This is a genomic window from Ensifer sp. ENS02, assembly GCF_014851885.1.
In the GTDB taxonomy this organism is placed as follows: Bacteria; Pseudomonadota; Alphaproteobacteria; order Rhizobiales; family Rhizobiaceae; genus Ensifer; species Ensifer adhaerens.
The window spans coordinates 479387-499248 of record NZ_JACVAO010000002.1; the positions used below are offsets into that span (position 1 = coordinate 479387).

A 19862-nucleotide genomic window follows, 5' to 3' on the forward strand; every position below is an offset into this window, starting at 1 on the left:
TTGGCTAGGGACAGGAGGTACTGTCATGAAGAAAATCATCCTAGCCGGTTTTGTGGCAAGCCTTGCCTTTTCCGGCGTCGCCCTGGCTCAGACCACGACGGTCATCGTTCCCGGCGAGGTCAAAACCTACGTCCTTCAGCAAACCAGCCCATCCGTGACCTATGACGGCACTGTCGTCGTGGGCGAACCCCTGCCGGACACGGTCGAGGTCTACCCGATCCCGCAGCAACCGACCTACGGCTATGTCGTCGTCAACCAGCAAAGGGTGCTGGTTGATCCGCAGAGCAGGCGGGTCATCGAGGTTCTGCAGTAGACCGGCACAACATGCCTGAAAAAAGAAGCCCGACGGAGACCGCCGGGCTTCTTTCAACAGGGGATCTGAGAGAACTCAATCTGAGAAACTCAGGCGACGGTCAGCTTGACGTCGATGTTGCCCTTGGTTGCATGGCTGTAGGGGCAAACGATATGCGCCTTCTGGACGAGATCTTCGAGCACGGCCTTGTCGACGCCCGGCGAAGTGATTTCGAGCGCAGCATCGATGCCGAAGCCGGTGCCATCCTCGCGCGGACCGATGCCGACGGTTCCCGTCACCGTGGTGTCTTCCGGAAGCTTTACCTTCTCCTTGCCGGCCACGAATTTCAGCGCGCCGAGGAAGCAGGCCGAGTAGCCGGCTGCAAAGAGCTGCTCGGGATTGGTGCCGCGGGCGCCGTCGCCGCCAAGTTCCTTCGGAACGGTGAGCGTGACGTCGAGCACGCCGTCGGCGCTTTTGGCCTGGCCGGCGCGGCCACCGGTTGCGGATGCAGTGGTGCGGTAAAGAATGGGCATTGGCGGGGTCTCCTTTGCGTTTCCTGAGTGAATGCGATTTAGATAGCGCAAAATTCAATTGTACGCAAATTAATTTTGCAAATTGCATTTCGAGCGTCTTTTTGCGACAATGGCGCATGGCGAACAAGGCGGCACATAGCGACACCATTCCCGAGGAAGCACTCGCGCTCGGCAAGCAGCTGTGTTTTGCGGTCTATTCTGCGGCCCATGCATTCAACCGCGCCTACAAGCCGCTGCTCGATCGTTTCGGCCTCACCTATCCCCAATATCTCGTGCTCCTGGCGCTCTGGCAACAGGACGAGATGACGGTCAAGCGGATCGGCGAGGAGATCGGTCTGGATTCAGGCACGTTGTCGCCGCTTCTCAAGCGCCTGGAGGCAGCCGGTTATGTCGGTCGCCAGCGCGACCCGAGCGACGAACGTCAGGTGATCGTGCGGCTGACGGACAAGGGCCAGGACCTGAAAAACGAGGCTTTCGGCATCCTGATCGGCATCAGCAAGGCCTCGGGATGCAGCCTGAAGCAAGCAGAAGACATTCGCGAGACGCTGCATCAGCTGACGCGGCAGCTCAATGCCGGCCCCGGCGAGGATTGACCGACCTGCCTTCCGCTCGACGCGGTGGGTGCTGTGCAGAAACGTGAGGGGCGGATATCCGCCCCTGCCCGTCATCAGATAACGAGGATCGGCGCCTTGCCGCGGACGCGATCGTAGAGATCCATGACATCCTGGTTGAGCATGCGCACGCAGCCCGACGAAACCGCCTTGCCGATCGACTTCCATTCCGGCGTGCCGTGAACACGGTAAAGCGTGTCCTGGCCGTTCTGGAAGATGTAGAGCGCGCGCGAACCAAGCGGATTGTTGAGGCCTGGGGCCATACCGCCGTTCTGGGCCGAATAGGGCTTTAGCTGTGGCTGGCGGGCGACCATGCTGTCCGGCGGGGTCCAGCGCGGCCACTTCTGTTTCCACTGGATGACGCCGCGACCCGACCAGGCAAAACCCTCGCGACCGAGGCCGACGCCGTAACGCAGCGCCCGGCCACCCGGCTGGATCAGATAGAGGTAGCGGTCGCCGGTATCGACGACGATCGTGCCCGGCTGCTCGCCGAAGGGATCGCTGACCTCCTGGCGGTAGAAGCGCGCGTCGATCTGGCGATAGGGAATTTCCGGCACCTGGTAGCCGCCATCGGAAACGCTGGCATAGATGTCCGAGACATAGAGGCCCTGCGGCGGAAGACCGGTTGGAACTGGCCCTGGGCCATCCTGCCTTTCATAGATGCCTTCGGCGCGCGGATCGGTAAACCGTCCCTCGACCGCTGGATTGCGGAACACCGGCGCCGTCTCATAGCGAAAGACATCCGTGTTCATCGACGAAGTGCAGCTCGCAAGACCGGCGGAGGCGAGCGCCACGCCGGACGAGCGAAGAAACTGGCGACGGGAGAAAAGGACTGAAGAGGACATCGAACTCTGGGGGCTTGAGTGCGGCATGAGGAGTGCTGCATGAATTTGCTTAACGAAATGCTACGCACAGCCCCCACGGATTGGGGCGATGCTTGCATTTACGGCTGGAACGAAGCTTGCGTCGCGAGGGTGGCAGGGCTCAAACGCTGTGGATACTGAACCGCGGCTGCAGCATCAGTGCCTCGAAATCCGGAGCCGAGAGCGGCCGGCTGAAGAAGTAGCCCTGGATTTCGTCGCAACCGCTCTGGCGCAGGAATTCCACCTGGGCCTGGTTTTCCACACCCTCGGCAATGACACGAAGGCCGAGGTTCCGCGCAAGCGAAATGATCGCGGCGGTGATCGCGTTGTCGTCGAGATCCGTCGGAATGTCGGCGACGAAGGACCGGTCGATCTTCAGTCGGCGCACCGGGAAGCGCTTGAGCGCGCTCAAGCTCGAATAGCCGGTGCCGAAATCATCGATCGCCAGGTGCACCCCGATCGCCTGCAGCTCGTGCATGGTGGCGATCGCGCCAGGGACATCCTGCATGATCAGGCTCTCGGTCAGTTCCAGTTCGAGGCAGAACGGGTCAAGCCCGGTCTCTGTGAGAATTGCCGCGACATGGGCGGCCCAGTTGCGCTCACGGAACTGGCGCGCCGAAACGTTGACGCTGATGATCAGCGGCGGCAGGGCGGCATCCTGCCAGGCCCTGGCCTGGCGGCAGGCCGCGCGCAGCACCCAGTCGCCGATCGGCACGATCAGCCCGGTTTCCTCGGCGAGCGGAATGAACGCCGCCGGCGAGACCGTGCCGCGTTCGGGGTGGCGCCAGCGCAGCAAGGCTTCGGCCGCGAAAACGCGGCCAGTCGCCAGATTCATCTGCGGCTGGAACTGCAGGAAGAACTCTTGCCGCGCGAGCGCCTGGCGCAGCTCCTCCTGCTGCTTGAGCTTCTCATGCGCCTTGGCGGCCATCTCTTCGGTGAAGACCTGCAGGTTGTTGCGGCCGAGCTCCTTGGCCCGGTACATCGCCATGTCGGCATTGGCGAGCAGTTCGCCGACCGTCTTGCCCTGATTGGGAAAACAGGCGACCCCCATGCTGCAGGTGACCTGCAGGCTGCGGCCCTCGATCTGCATCGGCGCGGCGATCGCTCGCCGGATATCCTCGAGCCGAGCCAGCACGATATCGCGCTCGCAGGGAAGCCCGTTCAAAAGCAGGATGAATTCATCGCCGCCGACCCGCACGACCATGTCGGACTTACGCACCGAAGCGCGCATGCGCGAGGCCGTGACCTTCAAGAGTTCGTCGCCGGCGGCGTGGCCGAGCGTATCGTTGACCAGCTTGAAATTGTCGAGATCGAGGAAGGCGAGCACCGCCCACTGGCCGCTGCCGCGCAGGGCTTCCAGCGCCTCGGCGACCTGTTCCTCGAACTGGGCGCGGTTGGGCAGACCGGTCAGCGCGTCGTGGTGCGCCATGAAGCTGATGCGATCTTCCGCCTGCTTGCGCTCGATCGCGATGCCGGCGAGATGCGCCGCCATGGCGATCAGTTCCTTTTGTCCGTCGTCGGGCACGCCGACGACATCGGAATAGAGCGCGAAGGTGCCGAGCACCTTGCGCTCACGCGAATGGATCGGGGTCGACCAACAGGAGCGGAAGCCGTAGGGAAGCACCAGCTCGCGATAATCGTCCCAGAGCGGATCGACCTGAATATCCGAGACGATCACCTGCTCGCCGCGCCAGGCGGCCGTGCCGCAGGAGCCCATGCGCGGGCCGATCTCGACGCCGTGGATGGTCGCGCAATAGGCCTCGTCGAGGCTTGGCGCTGCGCCGTGGAAGAGATAGCGGCCATCGGGCGACAGCAGCAGCACCGAGCCCTTGATGCCCGGCATCAAGGCTTCGATCAACAGGATCATGTCGCGGAAGAAGGCGTCGAGCGGCCGGCCGTTGGCGATCATCTCAAGCAGGCGCGCCTGCCCTTCGAGCAGCCGCTCGGCCGCCTTGCGGTCGGAGATGTCACGCGAAACGCCGACGATGCCGACGATCTTGCCGCTCTTGTTGCGCAGCGGCACCTTGGAGGTCATCAGCCAGCGATCGCGGCCCTTGCTAACGATGGCCCGTTCCTCGATGCCGAAGATCGGCTCGCCGGTTTCGATGACGCGACGCTCAATGTCGGCAATCGCCTTGGCCATCTGCGGCGGATGGAGATCGAAATCGGTCTTGCCGACGATATCCTTCATGGCTTTGAGCCCGTTGTCGGCAACCGTCACCTGATTGGCGATCAGGAACCGCCCCTCCACATCCTTGGCGTAGATGTAGTCCGGCACGTGGTTGATGATCGTCTCCAACCAGTAGTGGCGATCGGCGATATCGGGTTCGCTCGGAAAGATGCGCGCGACCTCCTCGGCCAGCCGATTGCTGGCGTCGATCAGGCGGCGCGTTTCCGCGTTGCCGCCGGCATTGAGAGCGGCATATCGCGGATTGCGGGACGTGTTCTTCGCCAAGCAAGGCCTCCCGACGCTCTTCGCCGCGTCGCTGGTCGATCTTTCCCCACTTCACGTTAGACGAGCAAGAGTTAGCTCTTCCTAAATAACTGTAGAAAAATCGTGTAGAGGTTGCAACGGTCAAGTTGCAAGAGGCGATAGAAGGGGTGGATGACACCACCCCTTAATGTCCGTTCAGGACAACCGTCGGCGCACCGGTGCAACGCGCATCAGCAATTGATCGACGATCACCATGACGACGATCGCGATGCCCGTCAACGGAAACGCCAGCCCGAAGACAATGGCCATGAGCCACAAGCCCACATAGACGCTGCGCCGCGGCGGCATCGGGGGCACGCCGATGCGTCCCGCCGGGCGCCGCTTCCACCACATGATGACGGCGGAAAGGGAAACGAGCACGATAGAAATGCAGGCGGCCAGCATCAGGAGCTGGTTGAAGCGCCCCCATTCCTGCCCCTTGTGCACGTTGATGCTCCATTCGATGGCCTTGCCGAACGCCGGGTAATCGCCAAAGGAAATGTCGACGAGCGGCTTGCCGGAATATTGATCGATATGGATCGTGCGCTCCCGCGCAAGGTCGGCGGGAAAGATGGCGGCCGTATAGACGGCGGTCTCGTCGAGCGGGATCGCGAGCTCGTAGCCGGGCAGCATGCCCTCAGCATCCGCGATCGCGACGGCGCGATCGATCCCGACCGGCTCGCCCGCGCCACCGCTGGACGCCGGAACCGGCGCGTTTTCCATCAGCCAATTGGCCCTGGGCAACACGTCGGTCGACACCTTGCTGGAGGTCGGGACCTCATCCCAAAGCGCTGCCGGATAGCCGAGCCCCATCGCCGTCAGCTTGCCGTTAACCGTTGCACCCCAATAGCCGGACCACAGAAGCCCGGAGAAGGCGAGAAAGACGATCAGCAGGCCGGCGCCGATACCGGTCACCGCATGGAGATCGCGCCAGAACACCCGGCGTGCCGGCGTGCCGCGCACAGTCAACACACCGCCGGTCTGCTGGCGCGGCCACCAGAGATAGATGCCGGTGAAGACCAACAGGATGGCAAAGCCCGCAACGATCTCGATGATTGTTTCGACCGACTTGCCGAAATAGTCGAGGCTGTGCAGGTCCTCAACCACCTGGTTGAACTCCTCCGATGGCGCGACCCGGTCGAGGATCGCGCCGGTATAGGGATCGACGAAGACCAGCATGCGCGCCTTGCCGATGCCGACGGTGACGCGTGCGGAGCGATCCGCACCGGCCGGCGTGCGATAGGAGACGGCAGCGCTGCCCGGCACGGACTCCACCGCCGTCGCGACGATCGCCGAGGGCGACATCCGTTCGGCGCCCACTGCCACGACGTTGCGGTAGGCAAAGACGGTATCGTCGATCTCGTCGTTGAACAGATAAAGCCCCCCGGTCAGCGCCAGGCTGATCATAAAGGGGATGACGAGCAGGCCGGCAAAGAAGTGCCAGCGCCAGATGGCACGGTAGAGCGAGATGCCGCGCTCTGTGGCCGCGGGGCTGTCCACGGCATTGGTGAAGGATGCGGTTGTCATGGTTTTCTCCGGGAAGGACCGTTTGCACGGCTTCGCCTCTTGGTAATCGGGACGACCGCCGATCACGGCAATGCGCGTCGAAGAGCGACGCCCCAAGGCCAATCAGCTGTCGTTCAAGCGCGTATCAGGCGGAGAAAACCGTTGGTGGCGCCCTTGGCCCTGCTCCGGTTAAGAGCACCGAGCGAACGAAACCAAAATCGCCGGCCGGAACGGAAAGCGGGCGCGCGCGGGCTTGCAACGGCAAGACGATCGGGTAAGGCGCCGGCAGGTCGGCGGGCGCAACCAGGCAGCAGGACTGGCAGCCGTGGCCCTTCGTGCCACCTTTTCCATCGGGATCGTCGTGGCCAGAGAGGCAAAGATCGGCAAGGCTGCCATCCGGGAGGACGTAGGCGATCGCATCCAGCGACCGCGGCATGGCGGCGGCCGGTTGCTGGATCAAGGCCGAAACGACGAGGACCAGCGCGCAAAGCATGCGCGCCGCCAAGTTCGTCAACCGATCCCCTAAAAGCCTTGCCAAACGCATCCCCAAATCGACGTGCGACAGCTAAAGATCTGCGTCCGCAAACGCAAGTCGGCAAAGCGCCGCACGGACCATCAAAAGATTTCATGTGTGCTATCAGCGCCGCCCGCTTCCGTCACTCCCGGTGCTTGCCTAAGACAGGCGACAACACAGGACGGGAGGAACACGGCATGCTGACGATCTATGGGGTTTATCGCTCGCGCGCATCGCGCAATTACTGGATGGCGCGGGAACTCGGCATCCCTTTCCAATCGGTACCGGTCATCCAGGCACGCCGCGTCGCCGATCCGTTGGCTGCTGATGCGCCGATCAACACCAAGTCGCTCGCCTTCCTCGCCGTCAATCCGATGGGGCTGATCCCGGCGATCGAGGATGATGGCGTGGTGCTGACGGAATCGCTTGCCAACAATCTCTATCTCGCGCGCAAGTATGGCGGCCCACTGGCGCCTGCCGATATCGCCGAGGAAGGCTTGATCGGCAACTGGACGATGTGGGCGGCGACCGAGGTCGAGCCGCACACCGTCGAGATCATCCTGACCTACGACTACGGCGCCGAGAACACGGATGAAGGCAAGGCGATGATCGCCAGATGCGTGACGTCGCTCGACAAGGTCTTTGCCCGCATGGAAAGCCACCTCGACGGACGCGACTATCTCGTCGGCGATCGCTTCACCGTCGCCGACCTCAATCTTGCGGAGGTCTTCCGCTACGCCATGAGCCAGACGCAGCTGTTCGACAAGCATCCGCGGGTTTCGGCCTGGCTTGCCCGTTGCCATGCCCGCCCGGCCTTCAAGGCGATGATGGAAGAACGCCTGAAAGAACTGGCGGACTGAGCGGTCAATAAGGGGGGCCTCCCTGCGATCAGCCCATGGTCGCCGCGTCGAAGCGAACGCGCGGCGCCTTGATGTCGAGCAGGCGCATGCCCTCCTCCACCTCATCACGAACCCAGCGCTTGAACGCCTTGGCGGCCTTGCTTTCGCGCCGTGACGGCGCGCTGACGAAGTAGTGGCCGAAGCCCGTCGGCACCCGGATGCCGAACGGTACCACAAGGCTGCCCTGCGCGATCGCAAAGCCGGCGAGTGTCTGCCAGGCGAGCATCACCCCCTGGCCGGAGATCGCGGCATCGAGCACCAGCGACGCCTCATTGAAGGTGTGGCGCACGTTCACTTCCGCGCCCGAGAGCCCGACTTCGCGGAGCCACACCTCCCAGCTGAACATCGAATGGCCGTCAATAACAGCGGGCAGTTTTAGAATATCTGCAGGCTTCCGAAGCCCTTCGGCCATGGCCGGCGAACAGACCGGAAAAACCTCCTGCTGCAACAGCGGCTCGGATTTCACGCCCGGCCACTCGCCCGTACCAACGCGAATGCCGACATCCACATCCGACGTGTCGAGATTGACGAGCTTTGTCGTCGCGTCGATGCGCAGGCGAATGTCGGGATGGCGTTCGGCAAAACGGTTGAGCCGATAGACCAGCCAGCGGGCGGCAAAGACCGGCGCGACCGAGATGGTCAGCACCGACTCGTCGCGGCGGCGCGCTGAAGCCACGGCCTCTGCCAGCTCGTGAAAGGCGTTGCTGATGCGCGCGAGGAAGCGCTCGCCGAAATCGGTGGGCAGGAGGCCGCGCGGGGTGCGCTCGAACAACACGCGGCCGAGCTGGGCCTCCGCCTTGGCAATCTGCTGGCTGACGGCGCCAGGGGTCACGCCCAATTCGTCCGCCGCGGCGGCCAGCGATCCCAGCCTGCCGGCAGCCTCGACGGCGCGCAGCCCGTTCAAATGTACCGTGTTCAGATCTCTCATATAGTTTTTCTAAACACGATCTCTGCCATTCTCAATTGAAAAGATGACAGGACAGGCGGATCATCCAAGCATCGAAAGGATGGTCCGCCATGTTTAGGCTTCTCTCGAAACTGACGCCGCTCAAAACATCCGACGACCGAAAGGACGATGCGCCGCTCGCCTGGGCGCGCGATCCGCTGCAGCATCCGGATCTCGAACGGATGGATGGGCGCGAACTCGGTGACCTGCCCTTCCCGGGCTGGCCGTGGCCACGCACGGCGGAGTGCACCGGCAGCCGCCTCTAGGACCTGCGGCTTTGAAGCTGCACTATGATATGCTGGCCGGATGAGCGACGATCTCGAGCGCAACTTCATCCGTGTCGTCAGGCTGGCGGAGGCCGCAGGCCTGCCCGAAGTGACGATCGGCACGTCCTACGGTACGCCGGCGCTGCTGGTGAAAGACAAGAGTTTTGTGCGCATGAAGGATGGCGAGACGCTGGTCGTCATGTGCGCGCTCGAAGAAAAGGAAATGCTGCTGGAGCTCGACCCGGGGCTCTACTTTCAAACGGATCACTATAAGGGCTGGCCCGCTATGCTGGTGCGGCTTTCGGAAATCGACGACCAAAGCCTAACCGGGCGGCTGGTTGCCGCCTGGCGCGAGAAGGCGCCAAGGCGGCTCGCCGCGAGCTTCCTCGAGCCAGGTCAGGCTCTGCCGCCGACCCTGTAGACCAGGCAGACCTTGCCACCATCCAGTCGCTTCACGTTATCGAGCTGCACATGATGGCGCTCCGCCACGGTGTCGAACAGCGCCTTGCCCTTGCCGACCACGAGCGGGTGGATGGTGAGACGCAGTTCGTCAATCAGGCCGTGGTCCATCAGGCTCGACACCGTGCGCGCGCCGCCGACGACATAGATGGTTCGGCCCGGCGCCTGCCTGAGCGTCTCGATTTCGGAGACGTCGCGCACGATCCTGGCGTTTTCCCATTCGACGTCGGAACGGGTTTTCGAGAGGACATAATGCGGCGTGCCAAGCGCAAAGTCCGCGTATTCGATTTCTTCGGGCGTCGGCAACTGGCCGGTGAACTCCAGCGGCGCATGCGGGTCGCGCTTGATCGCACTCCAATACTGCTCATAGCCCGAATACATGCCGTTCCCCAGGACGCAGGCGTCGATCTCGGGCAGGAGGTCGAACGTATCCGACCAGGAATCGACCCAGTCCGTATAGCCATCCGGCCCGTCGATCAGACCGTCGATGGACATCTGCATGCCTGCAACCACCTTGCGCATCGTCATTGTCTCCCTGTTGGCGTTACACGCCAAGGACGCGCGGCAGACAGGAAGCCCGACATCCCAGGCAAAATAATCCTGGCTACGCGGGGGACGTCGCCGAACGGACGGCTCTTCCATTTCCAAGCCGGCGCCTATACCGGTTAAGCGAACAGCCGGACAGGTATTTCCATGATCGTTCGCAACCGCCCCACCCTTCTGAAACTCTTCTTCATCCTCCGGGGTTCGGTCATCCAGCGGATCTTTCCGCAAGTGCTGTTCGTCTTTGCGCTCTCCGCCTTCGTCGTCTGGGCGCACCGCGTCGATCCCGGCCTGGTGCCGAGCGTCAGCAGCGGCCCCTTCGCGTTGCTCGGCATCGCGCTCTCCGTGTTTCTCGGCTTCCGCAACAATGCCTGCTACGACCGCTGGTGGGAGGCGCGGAAGGACTGGGGACAGTTGATCTTCACCGCACGCGACCTCGCCCGCCAGACGCTGATCCTTGCCGGAACCGAGCGGCAGCGCCTGCTCGACATCACGATCGCCTTTGGCCACGCACTGGTCTGCCATCTGCGGCCGGGAAGCGATGTCGGCAGACCGCTAGCGCGGCTGCCGACAGATCTCGTTGCCGGCTACAAGGCAAGCCGCAACGGACCGGACTTTCTGCTGCGCGAAATGGGCGGCATTCTCGCCGGACTGCACGGAACAGGCACGATCAGCGACTTTCAGTGGGCGCAGCTGGATGGCACGCTCGGCAAGATGTCGGCCATGCTTGCGGCCTGCGAGCGGATCCGCAACACCCCCGTGCCGTTCGGCTATACGCTGCTCCTGCACCGCACCGCCTATCTCTTCTGCTTTCTGCTGCCCTTCGGCTTTGCCGATGCGCTCGGCTGGGCGACGCCCTTCGTCACCGCGCTTGTCGCATACACCTTCTTCGGCCTCGACGCGCTCGGCGACGAGCTGGAGGAGCCGTTCGGCGTGTTGCCGAACGACTTGCCGATCGTTGCGCTTGCCGAGACCATCGAAATCAACCTGCGCGAGGCGCTGGGCGAGACCAACCTTCCACCTCTACCGCAGCCGAAGAACTACATCCTGATGTAGCCGCAACTGCCGAGGCGTCAGACCTTCAGCATCGCCAGCACCCGGGCGACGGCTGGACGTGCGGTCATGCGGTTGCGATGATCGACGATTTTTGGGAAGCGCGCGGGATCCACACCGTCCGGCTCGATCCAGCCGGCGACGGTGAAGAGATAGGGATCGGCGATCGAATAGCTGTCGCCAAAAACGAACGGCCCTTCGAACATCTTGCTTTCGATCAGTTCGTAGCAGGCGGTCATGTTGGAGGCGACCTTGGCCTTCATCGCCTCATGCGCGGCCGGATCGTCGGCCCAGCGTGCGCCGCGGCGGCCATGGGCGTGGGCAATATGCACCGTCGAGCAGAGGTAATTCAGAAACGACTGCAACTGCGCGAAGGCGAAGGCGTCGTTCGCCGGAGCGAGCTTCGCAGCTGGAAAGGCCTGCGCGATATAGGTCAGGATTGCCGGCGTTTCGGTGATGACACCCCTGTCGGTCAGGAGTGCGGGGACCCGCGCCTTCGGGTTCACCGCGAGATAGTCGGGCTTGGTCTGCTCGGCTGTCGAAAAATCGACACGGCGCGCCTCGTATTCGGCGCCCGCTTCTTCCAGCGCGATATGCGAAGCCAGTGAACAGGTTGCGGGGGCGTAGAACAGTTTCAACACTTTGAGCTCTCCTCTGCGATCATGCGGACCGGTTGACGTGATGTCGATGGACCGAACCGGTTCTGTCAATTCCTGTGGATCGATGCGGCATGCGCGCGGAGAACCGCGCGCTTCCTGCCCGTGTCGCTCCAAAGCAAAGACCGGCCGCAGAAGAAAGGAAGTCACCCCGATTGACAAGCAGAAGTGGCAAGGCGCCGCAGATCGCTGCCGTCCGCCCTCGTTTAGGGATGCCCGGCAGGCTACAACTGCCGGGCCTGCACGTTCACGCGACCAGCGGCCCGCTGCAGCCGGGTACGTCCTCCAGGCGATAATAGACGGGAATGCCGCGCTCGCGGGCAATGCGCACGTCGTTATCGGCCCCCTTGCTGTCGCCCGGCAGGCGCAGAACCGCCTCGCAAAGCGCCAGCAACCGGCCCGCCACAGGATGAAAAATCTCCTCATAGAGATCGTCACCGATCCGCGCACCGCCAGCCGCATGCCACACCGGCAGCGCCACCCACTCGCCGATCATCGGCACGTGGCCTGCCTTGAACAGCGCATAGGACGGCTCTTCCAGCCGCTTCAGGTTGGCGGCCATTTTCGCCGGGTCGTCCCCGGTTCCCGAACGATAGGGGCCTGCGATCAAGATCAGCATTTTCTCTCCCGAGATGCTATGAACGATCCAGATTATTCTGGAATAATCGTGATATTTCGTGCAATATCGTGAAGAGTCAAGGAGACATTTCATGCTGACGATACAGAGGCGGGCTTTGATTTCGGCGCGGCTGGCGCGAGATGGCGAGGTCGTCGCCAAGCGCATGGCTGACGAGTTGGACCTGTCCGAGGACACGATCCGGCGCGATCTGCGCGAAATGGCGGCGGAGGGACTGCTGAAGCGCGTGCACGGCGGCGCGCTGCCTCTGGTGCCGCCGCTGCCCAACTTTGCGGCGCGTCAGGAGATCGCCGGCGACGTCAAACGCCGGCTCGGACGAAAGGCGGCTGCGATGATCGAAGCCGGTCAGACAATCTTTCTCGATGGCGGCACCAGCAATGCAGAGATTGCCCGGGCGATGTCGCGCGACATGCGGCTGACCGTCGTCACCCACAGCCCGACGATCGCCGCCGAACTCGAGCGCCACGAAGCGGAGGTTATCCTGATCGGCGGGCGGCTCTACAAGCATTCGATGGTCGCGACGGGAGCAGCAGCGCTTGCAGCGATTGCCGGCATCCGAGCCGACCTGTTCTTCCTCGGCGTCACCGCCATTCACCCGGCCCACGGTGTTTCAACCGGCGACTTCGAGGAGGCGGCCGTCAAGCGGGCGATCCTCGGCCAGGCCGCGGAAACCTACGTGCTCGCAACGGTGGAAAAATTCGATGCGGTCTCGCCGCACCACGTGGCCGCGATCCCTGAGCTCTCGGGCTTCATCGTTCCCAACGAGATCAGCGACGGCATGCTCGCCCCTTATGACGGCACGGACATTGCGATCATCGGCGCTTGATGGCGCACTGCGCCGACAGCGGAACGTCGGGAAAGTGAGCGGGCCGAGACGGCCCGCCACAGTTCAGGCGGCGAAAGCGTCGGTCACTCTGACGTCGCCGACATGGATGCCGTTCCAGTTGTGCATGGAATGGTTGGCCTGCGCCATCAGCGCCGCGTGCAGCTCGGGCTCGTCCCTGAAGAAGCGGGCAAGCGTTGCCGCGACCATGGCTTCGGCAGCCCGGGTCGTACCATCTTCGCACTTCGAAGCGATCGCGATGCCTTTTTCCGGAATGGCGGCGCAGAACACACCTTCCGCCCCGGTCTTGGCAAAGATGCGGCCGGGCGCCGTCTTCATCAGCCGCGTGCAGGCGCGCTTGGTGCCAGCAACGAAGAAGGGTTCGGCCATGCAGGCCTCGATCAGCCGCCGCGAGACGCGGGCGCGCTCGGCTTCAAGGCCGACGCCGGTCGCCATCTTCGCGAAACCGTGTGCGAGCCCCTTCAGCGGCACCGCATAGGTCGGGATCGAGCAGCCGTCGACGCCGCAATTGTCCTTGGCAAGGATCGCGCCCGTCAGGCTTTCCATAGCGCCGCGGATTTCGCGCTGCAGCGGATGGTCGTAGCCGACATAACCCTTCACCTCCGTGCCCGAATGGCAGCAGGCACAGATGAAGCCGGAATGTTTGCCGGAGCAATTGTTGTGCAGCGCCGTCGGCGCTTCCAGGCTGCGGGCCTGGCCGATCAGGGTCTTCTGGTCGGACGACCAATGGGCGCCGCATTCGAGCGCCGAGACATCGCGGCCTGCGGCGGCCAGCATCTTGGCGGCCAGTTCCACATGTTCCGGCTCACCGGAATGGGACGAACAGGCAAGCGCCAGTTCCCGGTTGCCGAAGCCGTAGGCGTCGGCCGCGCCGCTTTCCATCAGCGGCAGCGCCTGCATCGCCTTGCAGGCCGAGCGCGGGAAGACGGCGCTGTCGGTTTCGCCCAGCGAGAAGACGGTCCGGCCGTCGCCGTCGACGGCAATGACCACGCCGCGGTGGCGGCTTTCGACGAGGTTTCCGCGGGTAACTTCGACGAGAACGGGATTTGACATGCCTTGCCCTCAAATATCCGAAATTGCTCCGTGCATTTAGCAGGATTTTACCGGCAAGGAACGGAGTTTTCATGAAATTCGCCCGCAGGCTGGCCGCTGCTTTTCTCGTCATCTACCTGCTGCCGGCGTTGGCCTCGGCCGGCTGGTGGTACATGCAGGACCGGCCGCAAAGCTGGCGCGACGCCGATTGGTCCTCGGCCGGGATCCTGCCGAAGGCAACGGAAAGCGCGGACGCGGCGATCTACGTGTTCTCGGCGACCACGGGCGGCATGAAGGGTGCTGTCGCGAGCCACGCCTGGATCGTGACCAAGAATGAGGGCGCTGCCACCTACGATCGCTACGACAAGGTCGGCTGGGGCAAACCGATCCGCAAGAACGGCTATCCGGCGGATGCACGCTGGTACTCGAACGAGCCGCGGCTGGTCGTCTCGGTGACCGGCGCTGACGCCACGCGGCTGATCCCGAAGATCGAGGCGGCGATCGCCAGCTACCCTTACGCTTCGCCTGGCGGCTACCGGATCTGGCCCGGCCCGAACTCCAACACCTTCGTCGCCCACGTGCTGCGAACCGTACCGGAACTCGGCGCCGTGCTGCCGCCGGACGCAGTCGGCCGCGACTATCTGCCGGAGGGAAAGCTGTTCCAGATCGATGCCGACGGGCGCGACCTGCACGCGACGCTCTATGGCCTGGCCGGTATCTCCGCGGGTGTTCGCAGCGGCCTCGAGCTGCATTTCTTCGGCCTTGTCGCCGGTTTCGACTTCGCCAGTCCCAGCATCAAGGTTCCGGCGATCGGACGCATCGGCATATGATGGTCCAGGCTTGACGGGCCATCGCTTAGGTTGAGCGCCGGTGGTTTGCATTGCATGGTGCGCCGGTCGAATCAGGAGGACGCGCCCGCATGCATGAAATACCGATCAGGAGCTTTGCTGTTTCGGTTGTCGTTCTCCGCCCGGCTGGGAGCACCTTCGAGGTTCTCCTTCTCAAGCGCACCGGAACACTTGCGGGAACCTGGTGCCAAGTCGCCGGCGCGATCGAAGCGAATGAAACGGCCTGGCAGGCGGGCCTGCGCGAAGTCGAGGAGGAAACGGGCCTGCGGCCCGACCGTTTCTATTCCGCCGACATCTGCGAGCAGTTTTACGAGGCCGACCGCAATGCCATCAGCCTGCTGCCCGTCTTCGTCAGCTTTGCAGCCAAGGGCGCCACGGTCCGGCTCAATGCCGAACACAGCGCGTTTCGCTGGGTGAGCTTTGACGAAGCGCTCCGCATGGTGCCCTTTGCCGGGCAAAGGAAAGTGCTGAAGCATATCCGGGACGAGTTCGTCGACAACGAACCGAACCCTTGGCTGCTGATCCAGGAAACGGCGCCGGTCGGATCGGCCGGTTAGGCGAGGCTTGATGCTGAGCCAAGTGCTAAAAATGGAAAAGGGCCGCGCGAGGCGACCCTTCCATGAGTTTTGGCCGTATGACTGGCCCGGGCTTTCAGACCCGAAGGAAGGCGGGGATTATGCCGAGGGCTGCCTCGACACCTTCACCTCTTCCATGCCCTTCACCAAGACCGAAATCTCATTAGACATTGGACCACCTTCCTTTCTGTTCGTTGCTGATGATTTGAAGGTAAGCGATCTATCAGCGATTACAAGGGCGACGATGGTCGAAGATCGTTTCCCCTTCGCCGCCGATCACAGGCCTGACGATCGTTCCGATCACAGGGACATGATGATCTTGCCGACATGGTCGCCCTGCTCCATCTGGCGATGGCCGTCGGCAACCCCGCTGAAGGGCAGGACGGAATGGATGACCGGCGCGACCTTGCCCGTTTCCAGCAGCGGCCAGACCTTCTCAACCAGACCGTCGCGGATCGCCTGCTTTTCCGCCGCCGTGCGCGGACGTAAGGCCGAGCCCATGACATGCAGCCGCTTGGTCAGGATCGGCGCGATGTTCGCCCCTTCAACCTTGGCGCCGCCGAGGAAGGCGATGATCGACAGACGGCCGTCCTTGGCGAGCGAACCGATGTTGCGGTCGAAATAGCGGCCGCCGACCATGTCGAGAATGACATCGACGCCACGCCCGCCGGTCTCTTCGAGAACGACCGTCTTGAAGTCCTCGTCGCGATAGTTGATCGCGCGCTTGGCGCCGAGCGCTTCGCAGGCGCGGCATTTCTCGGTGCTGCCGGCGGTGACGAAGACCTCGGCGCCGAAGGCCTTGGCGAGCTGGATCGCCGTCGTGCCGATGCCGCTGGAGCCGCCATGGATGAGGATGGTTTCGCCCGCTTTCAGCCCGGCCATATCGAAGACATTGGCCCAGACGGTGAAGAAGGTTTCCGGCAGGGCGGCCGCCTTCACGGCGTCATAACCCCTAGGCCAGGCGAGCGCCTGGGTCGCGGGCACCGCCGTATATTCCGCATAGCCGCCGCCATTGGCGAGCGCGCAGACCTTGTCGCCGATCCGGAACCCTTGAGCCCCCTCGCCGAGCGCCACGACTTCGCCCGCCACTTCCAGGCCGAGGATCGGGCTTGCGCCCGGCGGCGGCGGATAGTCGCCCTTGCGCTGCAAAACGTCGGGACGGTTGATGCCCGCCGCCTCCACCCGAACGAGGATGTCGCCCGGCTTGAGCTCTGGCAACGGCCCCTTCGCGAGCACCATGTTTTCAGGCCCGCCCGGGGCTGGAAGGTCGACGAATTGCATTTCCAATGGAAGAGACATGGCACTACCTCGCGAATTCTCAAGGCGCATAGGTAGCGCCGGAAACGCGAGGCGAAAAGGCTGATTGTCGAACGACCGGCCGTCGAAAGCGCAGCTCAGCCGCCGAGTGCATCCATGACAAGACCGGTATCGCTCGCCTTGGCGCGCGACTTGATCTCGGCGATGCGGGCGCTGACGGCCTGGGCGTCGGAGAAAACAAAGCCTTCGGGCAGCCCCAGGACGGCGATCGAGCAGCGCATCAGCGGAAAATCCTTCGCCGAGCCGTCACGGCCGTAGCCGCTGATGCGGCCCTCCGCCTGATGCTCCGGCGAATAGAGCTGGCCTACGTCGGAGCGAAAATCGTCGAGCAGGCGGTTCAGCACCGCTTCCAGCTCCTCGACCGAACAGCCGCTGACACCGACGAAGAAGTCGTCGCCGCCGACATGACCGAGGAATTTCTCCTCGCCGATGAAATGGCGGCGCAGCAGGGCGGCAAAGAGTGTGATCGCGAGATCGCCCTTCTGGAAACCGTAGGTATCGTTGAAGGGCTTGAAGTCGTCGAAATCGCAATAGCAGAAGTAACGCGCATGATCACCGTCGAGGATCGCGTCCTGGACATAGTCGCGGATGGCGCGGTTGCCGGGCAGACCCGTCAGCGGGTTCTGTTCCTGCGCCATCTTCAATTGTTTTTCGTTGATAATCTTCAAGAGCGACGAAGCCGAGAGCGTGCCGGCGTAGCGCATGTTCTCCGTCAGGATCAGGCAATCGCTGCCGTCCATGCCGGCGAAGATCTTCAGCATTTCATCCGCCGGCGTGTCGAGATCGGCGATCGGCGCCGGGCTGGCGAAGTGCGAAATCCGCCGCTGGTAGATCCGGTTCTTCAGGAGATCGCGGCCGAAAGGGTGATAGATCAACTCCTTGACGTGATACTCGTGCAGGATGCCGCGCGGCTCGCCATTGGCGTTCAGGACCGGGAAGAATCCCTGGCGCGGATTGCGCCGGAAGAGATCGAAGACGGAATCGAGTTCGTCACTTTCGCGAACGGTCGGCAGTTGCTCGATCTGCTTGCGGATCAGGATGCCGTCCAGCGAAGACGAGGACCGCCGGCTGGCGACGCTCTGGTCGAGATGCGGATAGGCAGGCAGAAGTTCGCTCAGATGCGTCGTCGGCCGGGCGACGTAGTAGCCCTGCACCAGATCGCAGCCGAGGTCGCGGCAGGTGAGGAATTCCGCCTCGGTCTCAACGCCTTCAGCAATCACCCGCGTGCCGAGCACATGGGCCGTGTTGACCGTGTGGCGGACGAGATGGCGCTTGCGGGCATCGGCCTCGATGCCCGAGACGAAGTGTCTGTCGATCTTCACATAGTCGACCGGCTGGTCGCAGAGTAGCTTCAGCCCGTTGAAGCCGGCGCCGAAATCGTCAATCGCCAGCTTGAAACCGGCAAGCCGGAGATCACGCACGAGGGCAGAGAAATCCGGCATCTTGCCGCCATCGAAGCGCTCGGAAAGCTCGAAACAGAGTGACGACGGGGCGATATTGGCGCGCTTCAAGTGGTTGACGAGGCGTTCGACGATGTCGCCTTCACCGCCAACGAGGCGTGAGTCGAAGTTGAGGAACAGCGTGCGGGCGGAATGATCGGGCAGCGTCGCAAAGCCGGCGACGGCGCGGCTGTTGATCATGTGTTCGAGCGCCAGCAGCTGCCCTTCTTCTTCCGCCTTGTCGAGCAGCTCCAGCGGCGAGGCAAAGCCGAGTTTCTGAAAGCCGCGCATCAGGGATTCGTAGCCGAAGACGGTGCCGGTCGCCGCTTCTGCGATCGGCTGGAAGGCGGTTTCGATCACCAGCTTGGCGAGCGTTACGATCTGGTCGTCGCCGAACCGGCGCAACGAGAGAATTTCGGCGGGGGCGGCGGACATGCCGGGCTCCAGAAATATGGGACGGACGGTCGAACGCCGGCAGCATGGCCAGCAAGCGTCAACGAAGTCTTTCCCCATTATGAAGCTTTGATGAAAGCTATGTGACAGCCGCAACTGCGCCAATCAGATGCAAACACTCTAATGAAATCAGTAGTTTCATGAGCAAGTCCTGCGATCGGTCGGCGTCTGCCCCATCCTGACCGTCGCGCCAGGATGGTTCAGACGAGAACGAGCAATGTCAGGTATCCGGCACCGATGACCAGGCAGAGCGGACCGTAGATGCGACGGTCGAGCGTCACGAAGGGCTCCGTGCCGTGGCGTTGGTGGAACGCGGTGGTGAAGGCCAGGAGGCCACGGGCGACGAGGATGGCGGCAAGCCCCGCAAGGCCGCCATGGCCGAGGATCGGCGGCAAAAGCCCTGCAAAGACGGGCGTCACGGACAATGGCAGGAGCGCCGCCGCAAAGAGGATTACGACAACGACCAGCGTCAGCCAGACCGGCGGCATCGCCGACCGGTGCTTCGTGCCGACCACCGTGCGGACAAGCGTTTCTTCGTCGTCACAGGGCCAAAGTCCGCCGAACGCCCAGTAGGCATGCAGCCCGGCGATACCGGAAAGAACGAGGAAAAGCAGGATCGCGATTGCCGCCAACATGATGGGTTCCTTGCTTGCCTGTGGGCGGACCGCCTCAAGCGGTCACGGTTGACGGAGACCCTTTGCCCGACCGCACGCCGATCGCCGCAAGCGCGGCCATGAGGAGAAAGGCCGCCCATTGCGGCGTGGTCGAGAGAGAACCGAGATAGGCAAGCCCGTAGCCGATGAAGAGCACCGCATAGGCGAGATATTGCACGATCACCGCAGCGGCCAGCGGCGCACGGTAACGCCCGTTCACGGCGGCAAACAGCAGGGCGATACTGTTGATCAGGAGGATGGCGCTCGTCGCGTGCCAGAGAAGCGAGACATAGGTTTTAAGCAGCGCCGAGGGGCTGCTTGCAAGCAAAGGCACATGCACCTCCGGCCCGCCGGCAAAGAGATGAATGCCCGTTGTCGCCAGGGACAGGATGCCCGCTGCCAGAAGCCATTTGCTCATGCCTTCGCCTCCAATCTTCACCATACGGCAGC

At 63.2% G+C, this 19862-nt stretch carries 23 protein-coding genes; 9 read left to right on the forward strand and 14 right to left on the reverse strand.

Features of this window, described 5'->3' with window-relative positions; all coding sequences use genetic code 11:
* The first annotated feature begins 25 nt into the window (after nt 1-25).
* Nucleotides 26-313, forward strand: coding sequence for a DUF1236 domain-containing protein (locus IB262_RS06935; RefSeq protein WP_060584245.1), 288 nt, complete (start codon nt 26-28; stop codon nt 311-313).
* Nucleotides 314-402: 89 nt separating this feature from the next.
* Here IB262_RS06935 and IB262_RS06940 read toward each other — a convergent pair whose 3' ends face one another.
* Entirely contained in the window at nt 403-825 is a 423-nt protein-coding gene (locus IB262_RS06940) for an organic hydroperoxide resistance protein (RefSeq protein WP_060603983.1), read from the reverse strand.
* A gap of 116 nt (nt 826-941) precedes the next feature.
* Between IB262_RS06940 and IB262_RS06945 the strand changes: the two genes are divergently transcribed.
* Nucleotides 942-1418: a MarR family transcriptional regulator gene (locus IB262_RS06945; RefSeq protein WP_060516254.1), complete on the forward strand. Its 477-nt coding sequence runs from the start codon at nt 942-944 to the stop codon at nt 1416-1418.
* A 74-nt stretch (nt 1419-1492) separates the two neighbouring features.
* On the opposite strand, the gene IB262_RS06950 is transcribed toward IB262_RS06945, so the two are convergent.
* The 4 genes from IB262_RS06950 to IB262_RS06965 all read right to left on the reverse strand — a co-directional run bounded on the left by IB262_RS06950 (nt 1493) and on the right by IB262_RS06965 (nt 6792).
* Nucleotides 1493-2281, reverse strand: coding sequence for a L,D-transpeptidase family protein (locus IB262_RS06950; RefSeq protein ID WP_112975677.1), 789 nt, complete (start codon nt 2279-2281; stop codon nt 1493-1495).
* A gap of 139 nt (nt 2282-2420) precedes the next feature.
* Complete coding sequence (locus IB262_RS06955; protein WP_192493487.1) at nt 2421-4754, reverse strand: EAL domain-containing protein; 2334 nt, start codon at nt 4752-4754, stop codon at nt 2421-2423.
* Between the two features lie 174 nt (nt 4755-4928).
* Nucleotides 4929-6299 (reverse strand): PepSY domain-containing protein, encoded by a 1371-nt coding sequence (locus tag IB262_RS06960; protein WP_112975678.1) that lies wholly within the window; start codon nt 6297-6299, stop codon nt 4929-4931.
* A gap of 124 nt (nt 6300-6423) precedes the next feature.
* Nucleotides 6424-6792, reverse strand: a complete 369-nt coding sequence (locus IB262_RS06965) for a hypothetical protein (protein WP_112975659.1) — start codon at nt 6790-6792, stop codon at nt 6424-6426.
* A gap of 197 nt (nt 6793-6989) precedes the next feature.
* On the opposite strand from IB262_RS06965, the gene IB262_RS06970 reads away from it, so the two are divergent.
* Nucleotides 6990-7652 carry a glutathione S-transferase family protein gene (locus IB262_RS06970; RefSeq protein WP_090294718.1) on the forward strand — a complete coding sequence of 221 codons (663 nt, stop codon included), beginning with the start codon at nt 6990-6992 and terminating at the stop codon, nt 7650-7652.
* A 28-nt stretch (nt 7653-7680) separates the two neighbouring features.
* Here the strand turns inward: IB262_RS06970 and IB262_RS06975 are convergent, their stop codons facing one another.
* Nucleotides 7681-8619, reverse strand: coding sequence for a LysR substrate-binding domain-containing protein (locus tag IB262_RS06975; RefSeq protein ID WP_034789230.1), 939 nt, complete (start codon nt 8617-8619; stop codon nt 7681-7683).
* 89 nt (nt 8620-8708) lie between these two features.
* Between IB262_RS06975 and IB262_RS06980 the strand changes: the two genes are divergently transcribed.
* Both IB262_RS06980 and IB262_RS06985 read left to right on the forward strand, forming a co-directional pair.
* Nucleotides 8709-8903: a hypothetical protein gene (locus tag IB262_RS06980; RefSeq protein ID WP_034789229.1), complete on the forward strand. Its 195-nt coding sequence runs from the start codon at nt 8709-8711 to the stop codon at nt 8901-8903.
* 40 nt (nt 8904-8943) lie between these two features.
* Nucleotides 8944-9324 (forward strand): MmcQ/YjbR family DNA-binding protein, encoded by a 381-nt coding sequence (locus tag IB262_RS06985; protein ID WP_112975660.1) that lies wholly within the window; start codon nt 8944-8946, stop codon nt 9322-9324.
* On the opposite strand, the gene IB262_RS06990 is transcribed toward IB262_RS06985, so the two are convergent.
* Nucleotides 9300-9884 carry a dihydrofolate reductase family protein gene (locus IB262_RS06990; protein ID WP_112975679.1) on the reverse strand — a complete coding sequence of 195 codons (585 nt, stop codon included), beginning with the start codon at nt 9882-9884 and terminating at the stop codon, nt 9300-9302. The two genes, IB262_RS06985 and IB262_RS06990, sit on opposite strands and share 25 nt — an antisense overlap.
* A gap of 171 nt (nt 9885-10055) precedes the next feature.
* Here IB262_RS06990 and IB262_RS06995 point away from each other — a divergent pair, with 171 nt between their 5' ends.
* The gene (locus IB262_RS06995; protein WP_060516261.1) at nt 10056-10961 is read left to right on the forward strand and encodes a bestrophin family protein; all 906 of its coding nucleotides are present in this window, start codon (nt 10056-10058) and stop codon (nt 10959-10961) included.
* Nucleotides 10962-10978: 17 nt separating this feature from the next.
* Here IB262_RS06995 and IB262_RS07000 read toward each other — a convergent pair whose 3' ends face one another.
* Together IB262_RS07000 and IB262_RS07005 are read right to left on the reverse strand one after the other, a co-directional pair.
* Nucleotides 10979-11599 (reverse strand): glutathione S-transferase family protein, encoded by a 621-nt coding sequence (locus tag IB262_RS07000; RefSeq protein WP_112975680.1) that lies wholly within the window; start codon nt 11597-11599, stop codon nt 10979-10981.
* Between the two features lie 262 nt (nt 11600-11861).
* A complete protein-coding gene (locus tag IB262_RS07005; protein ID WP_192356852.1) occupies nt 11862-12233 on the reverse strand; it encodes a DUF4406 domain-containing protein in 372 nt (123 codons plus the stop codon).
* Nucleotides 12234-12324: 91 nt separating this feature from the next.
* Here IB262_RS07005 and IB262_RS07010 point away from each other — a divergent pair, with 91 nt between their 5' ends.
* Nucleotides 12325-13077 carry a DeoR/GlpR family DNA-binding transcription regulator gene (locus tag IB262_RS07010; RefSeq protein WP_112975662.1) on the forward strand — a complete coding sequence of 251 codons (753 nt, stop codon included), beginning with the start codon at nt 12325-12327 and terminating at the stop codon, nt 13075-13077.
* 63 nt (nt 13078-13140) lie between these two features.
* Here IB262_RS07010 and IB262_RS07015 read toward each other — a convergent pair whose 3' ends face one another.
* Nucleotides 13141-14148, reverse strand: a complete 1008-nt coding sequence (locus IB262_RS07015) for an asparaginase (RefSeq protein ID WP_112975663.1) — start codon at nt 14146-14148, stop codon at nt 13141-13143.
* 71 nt (nt 14149-14219) lie between these two features.
* Between IB262_RS07015 and IB262_RS07020 the strand changes: the two genes are divergently transcribed.
* Both IB262_RS07020 and IB262_RS07025 read left to right on the forward strand, forming a co-directional pair.
* Nucleotides 14220-14957: a DUF3750 domain-containing protein gene (locus IB262_RS07020; protein WP_192356850.1), complete on the forward strand. Its 738-nt coding sequence runs from the start codon at nt 14220-14222 to the stop codon at nt 14955-14957.
* Between the two features lie 89 nt (nt 14958-15046).
* Nucleotides 15047-15532 carry an NUDIX domain-containing protein gene (locus tag IB262_RS07025; protein WP_112975665.1) on the forward strand — a complete coding sequence of 162 codons (486 nt, stop codon included), beginning with the start codon at nt 15047-15049 and terminating at the stop codon, nt 15530-15532.
* A 318-nt stretch (nt 15533-15850) separates the two neighbouring features.
* Here IB262_RS07025 and IB262_RS07030 read toward each other — a convergent pair whose 3' ends face one another.
* The 4 genes from IB262_RS07030 to IB262_RS07045 form a co-directional block, all read right to left on the reverse strand.
* Nucleotides 15851-16849, reverse strand: a complete 999-nt coding sequence (locus tag IB262_RS07030) for an NAD(P)H-quinone oxidoreductase (protein WP_112975666.1) — start codon at nt 16847-16849, stop codon at nt 15851-15853.
* 95 nt (nt 16850-16944) lie between these two features.
* Nucleotides 16945-18741: a GGDEF domain-containing protein gene (locus IB262_RS07035; protein WP_060584222.1), complete on the reverse strand. Its 1797-nt coding sequence runs from the start codon at nt 18739-18741 to the stop codon at nt 16945-16947.
* Between the two features lie 218 nt (nt 18742-18959).
* Nucleotides 18960-19394: a DUF3995 domain-containing protein gene (locus IB262_RS07040; RefSeq protein WP_112975667.1), complete on the reverse strand. Its 435-nt coding sequence runs from the start codon at nt 19392-19394 to the stop codon at nt 18960-18962.
* A 34-nt stretch (nt 19395-19428) separates the two neighbouring features.
* Nucleotides 19429-19830, reverse strand: coding sequence for a hypothetical protein (locus IB262_RS07045; RefSeq protein WP_113135466.1), 402 nt, complete (start codon nt 19828-19830; stop codon nt 19429-19431).
* Nucleotides 19831-19862: the final 32 nt, after the last annotated feature.